The organism is Streptomyces sp. URMC 126 (assembly GCF_051386555.1).
Classification (GTDB): domain Bacteria; phylum Actinomycetota; class Actinomycetes; order Streptomycetales; family Streptomycetaceae; genus Streptomyces.
In genome coordinates, this window is sequence record NZ_JBPQTX010000273.1 from 1 (window position 1) to 9,582 (window position 9,582).

Annotated in this window: 9 protein-coding genes; 6 read left to right on the top strand and 3 right to left on the bottom strand. The window is 74.4% G+C overall.

Annotation, left to right across the window (positions count from 1 at the left end; all coding sequences use genetic code 11):
- Positions 1 to 96 precede the first annotated feature (96 nt).
- On the bottom strand, positions 97 to 528 hold the full coding sequence (locus ACSNOK_RS25980; protein WP_436783200.1) for a YjbQ family protein: 432 nt from the start codon (positions 526 to 528) through the stop codon (positions 97 to 99).
- Between the two features lie 131 nt (positions 529 to 659).
- Entirely contained in the window at positions 660 to 1,211 is a 552-nt protein-coding gene (locus ACSNOK_RS25985; protein WP_436783208.1) for a GNAT family N-acetyltransferase, read from the bottom strand.
- Positions 1,212 to 1,259: 48 nt separating this feature from the next.
- Between ACSNOK_RS25985 and ACSNOK_RS25990 the strand changes: the two genes are divergently transcribed.
- The 6 genes from ACSNOK_RS25990 to ACSNOK_RS26015 all read left to right on the top strand — a co-directional run bounded on the left by ACSNOK_RS25990 (position 1,260) and on the right by ACSNOK_RS26015 (position 7,703).
- Positions 1,260 to 1,859 (top strand): TetR/AcrR family transcriptional regulator, encoded by a 600-nt coding sequence (locus ACSNOK_RS25990; RefSeq protein WP_436783201.1) that lies wholly within the window; start codon positions 1,260 to 1,262, stop codon positions 1,857 to 1,859.
- A gap of 43 nt (positions 1,860 to 1,902) precedes the next feature.
- Positions 1,903 to 3,042, top strand: a complete 1,140-nt coding sequence (locus tag ACSNOK_RS25995) for an NAD(P)-binding domain-containing protein (protein ID WP_436783202.1) — start codon at positions 1,903 to 1,905, stop codon at positions 3,040 to 3,042.
- A gap of 291 nt (positions 3,043 to 3,333) precedes the next feature.
- Entirely contained in the window at positions 3,334 to 4,170 is an 837-nt protein-coding gene (locus ACSNOK_RS26000) for a heterodisulfide reductase-related iron-sulfur binding cluster (protein ID WP_436783203.1), read from the top strand.
- A complete protein-coding gene (locus tag ACSNOK_RS26005; protein ID WP_436783204.1) occupies positions 4,167 to 5,639 on the top strand; it encodes a lactate utilization protein B in 1,473 nt (490 codons plus the stop codon). The genes ACSNOK_RS26000 and ACSNOK_RS26005 overlap by 4 nt, the downstream gene beginning before the upstream one ends.
- A complete protein-coding gene (locus tag ACSNOK_RS26010) occupies positions 5,636 to 6,358 on the top strand; it encodes a LutC/YkgG family protein (RefSeq protein ID WP_436783205.1) in 723 nt (240 codons plus the stop codon). The genes ACSNOK_RS26005 and ACSNOK_RS26010 overlap by 4 nt, the downstream gene beginning before the upstream one ends.
- Before the next feature lie 130 nt (positions 6,359 to 6,488).
- Positions 6,489 to 7,703: an SGNH/GDSL hydrolase family protein gene (locus ACSNOK_RS26015; RefSeq protein ID WP_436783206.1), complete on the top strand. Its 1,215-nt coding sequence runs from the start codon at positions 6,489 to 6,491 to the stop codon at positions 7,701 to 7,703.
- Positions 7,704 to 7,803: 100 nt separating this feature from the next.
- Here ACSNOK_RS26015 and ACSNOK_RS26020 read toward each other — a convergent pair.
- Positions 7,804 to 9,582, bottom strand: a 1,779-nt coding sequence (locus ACSNOK_RS26020; protein WP_436783207.1) for an ABC transporter ATP-binding protein, incomplete at its 5' end; no start/stop codon positions are given.

The following is a 9,582-nucleotide window of genomic DNA, read 5'->3' on the forward strand; positions in this document are numbered from 1 at the left end:
CCGGCGGGCGGGCCCGGGCGGGCGACGCCCGGGCCCGCCGGTCCGGCCGTCGTGGAGCGCTCCGGCCGTTCCCTCTCGCTCCCGGGAACGAGAGCGTCAGCCCAGGAACGAGAGCCGCACCTTGCGGTGCGGATTGTCGACGTTCGTGTCGACGAGGACGACGCTCTGCCACGTCCCCAGCTCCAGCTCGCCGCCGACGACCGGCAGGGTGGCGTGCGGCGGGACGAAGGCGGGCAGGACGTGGTCGCGGCCGTGCCCCGGGCTGCCGTGCCGGTGCCGCCAGCGGTCGTCCTTCGGCAGCAGGTCGCGGAGGGCGGCGAGCAGGTCGTCGTCGCTGCCCGCGCCCGTCTCGATCACGGCCAGGCCGGCGGTGGCGTGCGGGGTGAAGACGTTGAGCAGGCCGTCGCGGCCTGCCGCGACCTCCCGCAAGAAGTGAGCGCAGTGCTGGGTGAGGTCGTACACCGTCTCGGTCGAACCGGTGGTGATGTCCACCGTGCGGGTGGTGAAGGAACCAGCGTAATCGGTCATGTACCACCCCTTACCCGCACCGGCCGGAGATCGGCAAACCGGGGCCGGCCGTCCCCCGGGCGGCGCGGCGCGCGTACGGCGCACTCGCGCGTTCCGCCGCCGTACGCCGCGCCCCCCGGGGCCGTCCCGGTTCAGGCGCGGCGCTCGCGCCACTCGGAGGCGAGGATCGCCCAGTTCTGCTTGTCGTAGCGGGCGCCCTGGTAGGGCCAGTAGGCGCGCTGGACGCCCTCCAAGGTCATGCCGAGCCGCTCGGCCACGGCGGAGCTGCGGGTGTTGTCGGCGCGGCAGCGCCACTCGGCGCGGTGCAGGCCCCGGGTGGTGAGGGCCCAGTCCAGGAGGGTCTCGCAGGCCGCGGTGACCAGCCCGTGGCCCTCGCCGGCCGGCTCCAGCCAGCAGCCGATCTCGCAGGAGCCCAGGGCGGCTTGGAAGTCCACGAACATCACTCCGCCGACCAGGGTGTCCTTCCGCCAGATGCCGAAGAGTCCGGCCTGGTCGACGGCCCGGCGCTCGGCGTAGCGGCGCAGCGTGGTGCGGGCGCCGTCGAGGTCGTCGGTGACGAACGCGGGCCCGACCCACGGCCGGATGTGCTCCCGGGCCCGGTCCATGTGCGCCGCGAACTCCTCGGCGTGCCATATCTCCAGCGGACGGAGGAGAGCGTCGTCCCGCAGCGGGAGGGAGAACATGATGACCCCATTCACACAACAAGCGTTACGGTTATGTACGGTGGCAGCATGCCACGAACCAAGGGTGATCATGAAGCCCGGCGCCGCGACGTCTCGGAGGCGGTCTGGCGCGTCCTGGCCGCGCACGGCTTCGGCGGGCTGACGATGCGCACGGTCGCCGCCGAGCTGGGCGCGACCACCGGCCTGCTCACCCACTACTTCCCGGCCAAGCGGGATCTGCTGGCGCACGCCCTCGACCTGCTCGACCGGCGGAGCGCCGCCCGGCCGCGGCGCGTGGCGCTCCGGGGGCTGCCCGCCGTCAGGGCCGCGCTGCTCGACATCCTGCCGCTCACCCCGGCCGCCACGGACAGCAACCGCATCTGGGTGTCCTCCTGGGACACCGCGCTCGCCGACCCGGCGCTCGGCGAGGGCCACGCGGAGCGGTACGCGCGCAGCCGCGACCGGCTGCGGGAGCTCGTCGCCGCCGCCCAGGAGCTCGGCGAGCTGCCGCCCGGCGACCCCGGCCGGATCGCGGCCGGCGCCCAGGCCTTCGTGCTCGGGCTGGTGGTCCAGGCCCTGTTCGATCCGGCGGCCTTCCCGCCCGAGCGCCAGACCGAGCTGCTGGACGGCTACCTGGGCGCGCTGGCTTCGTCGCCGGGCCCGTCCTGAAGGGTCCGGGAAGAGATCCACCGGCCGACTCGTTAGTGGAAACATGAACGAAATGGCGGTGGCGCGGCCCGTGGAGGTCGTCGTGGTGGGTGCCGGGCAGGCGGGCCTGTCCGCCGCCTACCACCTGCGGCGCGCGGGTTACGAGCCGGACCGGGACTTCGTCGTGCTGGACCACGCGCCGCGCCCCGGCGGCGCCTGGCAGTACCGGTGGCCCACGCTGACCTACGGCCGGGTCCACGGGATGCACGCGCTGCCCGGGATGCCGCTCACGGGCGCCGACGACGCCCGGCCGTCGTCCGAGGTGATCGGCCATTATTTCGCGGCCTACGAGGCGGAGTTCGGCCTGCGGGTCCGGCGGCCCGTCGACGTACGGGCCGTACGCGAGGACGACGGCGCCGGGATCGGGGCGGGGCGGCTGCGCGTCGAGACGTCCGCCGGCGTCTGGTCGGCGCGGGCGCTGGTCAACGCCACCGGCACCTGGGACCGGCCGTTCCTGCCGCGTTACCCGGGGCAGGAACTGTTCCGGGGCCGCCTGCTGCACACCGCCCGCTACCCGGGCCCGGAGCCGTTCGCGGGCCTGCGGGTGGTGGTCGTCGGCGGCGGCACGTCCGCCGTCCAGCACCTGCTGGAGATCGCCGAGGTGGCCTCCGCCACGACGTGGGTCACCCGACGGCCGCCGCTGTTCCGGGAGGGACCGTTCGACGAGGCGCGCGGCCGGGAGGCCGTCGCGCTGGTGGAGGACCGCGTCCGGCGGGGGCTGCCGCCGCGCAGCGTCGTGTCGGTCACCGGGCTGCCGATGACGGAGGCGATGGCACGGGCACGGGAGGCGGGCGTGCTCGACCGGCTGCCGATGTTCGACCGCATCACGCCCGACGGCGTCGCCTGGGCGGACGGCCGGACGGTCCCCGCCGACGTCATCCTGTGGGCCACCGGTTTCCGGCCCGCGCTCGGCCACCTGGCGCCCCTGCGGTTGCGGGAGCCCGGGGGCGGCATCCGTCTCGACGGCACCCGGGTGATCCGCGACCCCCGGATCCACCTCGTCGGGTACGGGCCGTCGGCCAGCACCATCGGCGCCAACCGGGCCGGCCGCGGCGCGGTCCGGGAGATCCGGGAGCTGCTCGCCGGGGAGGAGACGGGGCGCGGCGAGCGCCCGTCCGGGCGGGTGGCGGCCGCGGTGGGGTGAGGCGGTGCGGGTGTGACGAGACGGTGCCCGGGCCTTGTGGGAGACCGTCCTCCCCCTCCGTACCCCGGCGCGTGAGGGATGCCCGTTCCGCGCCCGACGGCCCCGCGCGCCGGGGCGGAAAGCCGTCACGGGCCATGCCGCTCCCGGCGCCTGATCCGTAGCATGCGTCCCATGCTGCGACGCTCCCTTGGTTCTCGTGGTCCTCACCGCCCGCCCGGCCCGCTCGCGTCTCCCGGCCCACACGGCTCTCCCGACTCCCGGGATCCGGGCACACCGGTCGTCGCTCTCTTCGTGACGTGCGTCAACGACATGCTGTATCCGGACACCGGGCGGGCCGTGGTCACGCTGCTGGAGCGGCTGGGGGTGCGGGTGGAGTTCCCCCCGGAACAGAGCTGCTGCGGCCAGCCGTTCCTCAACACCGGCTACCGGCGGCCGACCGAACCCCTGGTGCGCCGCTACGCCGCCGCCTTCCGAGGGTACGAGCACATCGTCACGCCGTCCGCCTCCTGTGCGGCCATGGTCCGGGAGCAGTACCCGCGCGTCGCGGCCCGGGCGGCGGCCGAGGGGCGGGACGACGGGCTGTCGGAGGCGGTGGCCGAGGTCGTACCGCGCACCTACGAACTGACCGAGTACTTGGTCGACGTCCTGGGGGTGACGGACGTCGGCGCTCACTACCCTCACACCGTCACCTACCACCCCACCTGTCACGGTCTGCGCGCGCTCCGTCTCGGCGACCGGCCGCGACGGTTGCTGGAACGGGTGAAGGGGCTGGAGCTGCGGGAGTTGGCCGGTGCGGAGGAGTGCTGCGGCTTCGGCGGGACGTTCGCCATCAAGAACGCCGCCGTCTCCGTCGCCATGGGCACGGACAAGGCGCGCGCCGTCGTCGCCACGGGCGCCCGGGCCCTCTGCGCGGCGGACAACTCGTGCCTGGCCCACATCGGCGGCATCCTCGGCCGACGGGAGGCGGGGGTGCGGCCGGTGCACATCGCCGAGATCCTCGCCTCGACGGAGCCGGCATCGTTCCCGGAAACCGCGTCGTCCCCGGGAACCGCGCAGCCGCCGGGAACCGCGCCGTCCCCGACCGCCGGACCGCCCCCGGCCGCCGGACCGGAAGGAGCCGCCCGATGACCCGCCCGGTCCCCCTCGGCATGCCCTCGTTCCCCCGCGCCGCCGCCGTCTCCACCCGGGACACGCGCCTGCGCGCCAACCTGCGCCACGCCACCACCACCATCAGGGCCCGGCGCGCGGCGGCCGTGGCCGAACTCGACGACTGGCCGCGGCTCCGCGCCGCCGCCGCGGCCGTCAAGGACCGCACCCTCCGCCACCTCGACCACTACCTCGTCCGCCTGGAGGAGCGCGTCACCGCGGCCGGCGGGACGGTGCACTGGGCGGCCGACGCGGCGGAGGCCAACCGGATCGTCACCGACCTCGTACGGGCCACCGGCGAACGGGAAGTCGTCAAGGTCAAGTCCATGGTGACGCAGGAGATCGGCCTCAACGAGGCCCTGGCGGCGGCCGGCATCCGGGCCTACGAGACCGATCTGGCGGAGCTGATCGTGCAGTTGGGGGACGATCTGCCGTCCCACCTCCTCGTCCCCGCCATCCACCGGAGCCGGGGTGAGATCCGGGAGATCTTCCGCGAGCGGATGGCCGACTGGGGGCGGCCCGCGCCCGAGGGGCTGACCGACCGTCCGGCCGACCTCGCCGAGGCGGCCCGGCTGCACCTCCGGGAGAAGTTCCTGCGGGCCAAAGTGGCCGTGAGCGGCGCCAATTTCATGGTCGCGGAGACCGGGACGATGGTGGTGGTCGAGTCCGAGGGCAACGGGCGGATGTGCCTGACCCTGCCCGAGACGCTGATCTCCGTCGTGGGCATCGAGAAGGTGGTGCCCACCTGGCGGGACCTGGAGATCTACCTCCAAGTGCTGCCCCGCTCCTCCACCGCCGAGCGGATGAACCCCTACACGTCGATGTGGACGGGCACCACGGACGGCGACGGCCCGCGCTCGTTCCACCTGGTGCTGCTCGACAACGGCCGGACCGACACCCTCGCCGACACGGTCGGCCGCCAGGCACTGCGCTGCATCCGCTGCTCGGCCTGTCTCAACGTCTGCCCGGTGTACGAGCGGGCCGGCGGGCACGCCTACGGCTCGCCCTACTCCGGACCCATCGGGGCGATCCTCGCCCCGCAACTGCGCGGAATGGCGGGCCCGCTGGAGCAGTCGCTGCCCTTCGCGTCCTCGCTGTGCGGGGCCTGCTACGAGGTGTGCCCGGTGGCCATCGACATCCCCGAGGTCCTGGTCCACCTGCGGGAACGGGTGGCGGAGGGCGGCGAGGCGACGGTCCGGGGCACGCGGACGGTGGTGCGTCCGGCCCGGCGGCGCGCCCTGGAACGGCGGGTGGTGGCGGGCGCGGCCTGGGCCCTGGACCGGCCCGAACTGCTCCGCCGCGGCCGGCGGCTGGCGGGCCGGGCGGGCCGGTTCGCCCCGCGGCGGCTGCCGGGTCCGGGCCGGGCGTGGACGGACGGGCGGGAGCTGCCCGAGATCACCGAGGAGTCGTTCCGCGACTGGTGGACGCGGACACGAGGAGGTGCGCGGTGAGCGAGGCGACGGGTGCCGGAGCGGCGGAGCGCCCGGCGGGCGGCGCGAGCCGGGCGCGGATCCTGGGGCGGGTGCGGCGTGCCCTCGCCGACGTGCCGGCGTACGAGCGGCCGCGCGACCACCCCGTACCCCGCGACTACCTGCGCGTGCACGGCCGGCGGACGCCCGCCGAATCGGCGGCGCTGCTCGCCGCGCACCTGACGGACTACCGCGCCACCGTGCACCGGACCGGCGCGGACGGGCTGCCGGCGCTGCTCCGGGACGTACTGGCCCGCCGGGGCGCCCGCCGGGTGGTCGTGCCGCCCGGGTTGCCGGACGGCTGGCTGGCCCCCTGGCGTGCCGAGGCGGACGGGGAGGTGGGCGTGGACTCCCCCGGCCTGACCGTCCGCGCGCTGGACGCCGTGGACAGCGTCGTCACGGGCTGCGCGCTGGCGGTCGCCGAGACCGGGACGGTCGTCCTGGACGGGGGCCCGGGGCAGGGGCGGCGCCGGATCACGCTCGTCCCCGACCACCATGTGTGCGTGGTGCGGACCGCGGACCAGCTCGTGGACTCCGTCCCCCAGGCCCTCGAACGCCTCGATCCCGCCAGGCCGTTGACGTGGATCTCCGGACCGTCGGCGACGAGCGACATCGAGCTGGACCGGGTGGAGGGCGTGCACGGACCGCGCGTGCTGGACGTCGTGCTGGTGGCCGGGGACCCGGGGCCGCGGCGAGGGTGACCCTGGCAGTGGTACGCACGGCCCGCGTACGAAGCGGCGGGGGCTGGGTGGGCCGCCGCCGGACCGGCAGGCTGTTCCTCGTCGACGGAGATCACGGTCGGCGGAGATCACGCGAACGAGGAGACGTGCCATGACGGTTCGGGAAGCGGAGCACACAGGAGCGGCGGAGCTCGTCGACGACGGGACGCGCACCGCGTGGGCGGCCGGATGGTCGGCGGCGGTGCAGCGGCCGAGCGCCGGCTTTGGGGAGAACTGGTCCGAGACGGGGTTCGCGCGGCAGTCCGTGCGCCAGGTCGTCCGGGTGACGGGAGGCGGTACGTCGGTCCGGATCCGGCTGTCCCACCGCTACGGGACCGAGCCGCTGACCGTCGACGGGGCGGCCCTGGCGCTGAGCGCGGGCGGGGCCGAGGTCAAGCCGGAGTCGCGGCGGGCGCTCACCTTCGACGGTGCCCCGTCGGTGCGGATACCGGCGGGCGGCGAGGTGGTGAGCGACCCGGTGGAGCTGCGCGTGGCGGCCTTCGACTCCCTGGCGCTGACGCTGTACTTCGACGGTCCGACGGGTCCGGTGACCTTCCACTCGCAGGCGTGGGCGGAGACGTACCGGGCCGTGGGCGACCGGACCGGGGAGGCCTCCGGGGCGGGCTTCGACGAGGTCACCCACTCCTGGTACCTGCTGTCCGACGTCGAGTTGACCGGGGAGGGCGCGGCCGAGGGCGCGGTGGTGGCCCTGGGCGACTCCATCACGGACGGCTTCGGCTCCTCCGTGGGGGCGAACGCCCGCTACCCGGACTTCCTCGCCGAGCGGCTGGCGGCGTCGGGCCGGCCGTGGGCCGTCCTCAACTCGGGGATCGGGGGCAATCTGCTGCTGCACGACTCGCCGTGGTTCGGCGAGCGGCCCTCCGCCCGGCTGGAGCGGGACGTGCTCGACAAGCCCGGGGTCCGGGCCGTGATCGTGCACGTCGGTCTCAACGACATCGGTTTCAGCGAGGTCGACCTCCCGATGTACAAGCCGTCCGTCGAGGTGTCGGCCGACGAGCTGATCGCCGGCTACCGGGAGCTGATCCGGCGGGCCCGTGAGCGCGGCCTGAAGGTGATCGGCGGGACGATCCTGCCGTTCATGGGCTCCGAGTACCACACGCCTCGGGCGGAGGCGAAGCGGCTGGCGGTCAACGAGTGGATCCGCACCTCGGGCGAGTTCGACGCGGTGGCGGACTTCTCCGCCGCCCTGGTCTCGGCCGACGACCCTCGGCTCCTCTCCCCCGCCTATGACTCGGGCGACCGCAAGCACCCGGGCGACGCGGGCTACCGGCTGATGGCCGAGGCGGTGGACCTGGACGCGCTCTGACGGCGGAGGAGGGGCTCCGCCGGAGTCCCGGCGGGGTGGCGGGGGCCGTGCGGGCAGGCCCCTCCTCCGCCCCTTCGCCCACCGCCCCTCGCACTCCGGCTCAGACCGACACCGCGAGGCGGGCGTCGCCGCGCACCAGCGCCGCGTACCGGCCGTCGGCGGCGAGGAGTTCGGGATGCGTCCCCCGCTCGGCTATGCGCCCGCCGTCGAGCACCACGATCTGGTCCGCGTCGCGGACGGTGGAGAGGCGGTGCGCGATGGTGATGGTGGTGCGGCCTTCGGACAGCGCGTCGATGGCCTTCTGGACGGCCTGTTCGGTCCGGGTGTCCAGAGCGGAGGTGGCCTCGTCCAGGATGAGGACGGGCGGGTCGCGCAGGATGGTGCGGGCGATGGCCAGCCGCTGCTGCTCGCCGCCGGAGAAGCGGTGTCCGCGCTCGCCGACGAGGGTGTCGTAGCCGTCGGGCAAGGATGCGATGTGGTCGTGGATCTGGGCGGCCTCGGCGGCGGCGCGGATCTCGTCGTCGTCCGCGTCCGGCTTGGCGAACCGCAGGTTGTCGGCTACGGAGGCGTGGAACAGGTAGGTCTCCTGGGACACGATGCCGACGGCGCGGCTGAGCGTGTCGAAGTCCAGGTCTCGGACGTCCACCCCGTCGATGAGCACCCGGCCGCCGGTGACGTCGTAGAGCCGGGGCACCAGTTGGCCGAGGGTGCTCTTGCCGGAGCCGGTGGGGCCGACCACGGCCAGGCTGCCGCCCGCCGGGACGACGAGGTCGATGCCGCTGAGGGTGGGCCGGGCGGCGTCCGGACCGTCGTAGGCGAAGCCGACGTCCTCGAAGCGGACCTCTCCGCGGATCGTCTCCAGGCGTACCGGACGCTCGGGTTCGCTGATCTCCACGGGGAGGTCGAGGTACTCGAAGATGCGCTGGAAGAGGGCGAGGGAGCTCTGCACCTGGACGCCCGTGGAGAGCAGGGCGACGGTCGGGCGCAGCAGGCCCTGCTGGAGGGAGACGAAGGCGACGAGCGTGCCGATCGACAGGGCGGGGCCGCCGGTTTCGAGGGAGATGCCGGCCGCCCAGTAGAGGAGCGCGGGCATGGCCGCCATGACGATGCCGATGGTGGACATCCGCCAGCGGCCGGCCATGTTGGCCCTGACCTCCAGGTCGACCAGCCGTTCGGACTCCTTGCCGAAGGCGGCCGTGAGCGAGTCGGCACGGCCCATGGTCCGGCCCAGGACGATGCCGCTGACGGAGAGCGACTCGGTGACGATCGCGGCCATGGAGGCCATCTGCTTCTGGCGCTGGGAGGTGATCTTCTTGCGCTCGCGGCCCACTCGGTGGCTGATCCATACGAACAGCGGCAGCAGGAGCAGCGAGACGACGGTCAGCCGCCAGTCCAGGGCCAGCATGGCGGCGACCGAGGCCACGACGCTGGTGAGGTTGGAGACCAGCGAGGTGGCGGTGGAGGTCACCGTGGCCTGCATGCCGCCGATGTCGTTGGCGATCCTGGACTGCACCTCGCCGGTGCGGGTCCGGGTGAAGAAGGCGAGGGGCATGCTCTGCAGCCGGGCGTAGACGGCCGTCCGCAGGTCGTGCATGACGCGCTGGCCGACGGTGGTGGACACCAGGGTCTGGAGCACGCCGAAGACGCTGGTGACGACCGCGGCCGTGATCATGCCGAGGGCGAGCAGGGTGAGCAGCCCCGTTCGGCCCTCCGGGATGGCGACGTCCAGGATCTCCCGCAGCAGGAAGGGCGATGCCACGGTGACCAGCGAGGAGGCGGCCACGAGCAGCCCGACGAGGGCGAGGCGGCCGCGGTAGGGGCGGAAGAGGCGCAGGATGCGCCGGACTTGGGCGGGGCGTTCGGGATCGGGGGGTGGTGG

Coding starts and splice junctions, on each gene's coding strand:
- ACSNOK_RS25990 (WP_436783201.1), top strand. CDS start 1,260: ATGCCACGAACCAAGGGTGATCATGAAGCCCGGCGCCGCGACGTCTCG.
- ACSNOK_RS25995 (WP_436783202.1), top strand. CDS start 1,903: ATGAACGAAATGGCGGTGGCGCGGCCCGTGGAGGTCGTCGTGGTGGGT.
- ACSNOK_RS25985 (WP_436783208.1), bottom strand. CDS start 1,211: ATGTTCTCCCTCCCGCTGCGGGACGACGCTCTCCTCCGTCCGCTGGAG.
- ACSNOK_RS26015 (WP_436783206.1), top strand. CDS start 6,489: ATGACGGTTCGGGAAGCGGAGCACACAGGAGCGGCGGAGCTCGTCGAC.
- ACSNOK_RS25980 (WP_436783200.1), bottom strand. CDS start 528: ATGACCGATTACGCTGGTTCCTTCACCACCCGCACGGTGGACATCACC.
- ACSNOK_RS26005 (WP_436783204.1), top strand. CDS start 4,167: ATGACCCGCCCGGTCCCCCTCGGCATGCCCTCGTTCCCCCGCGCCGCC.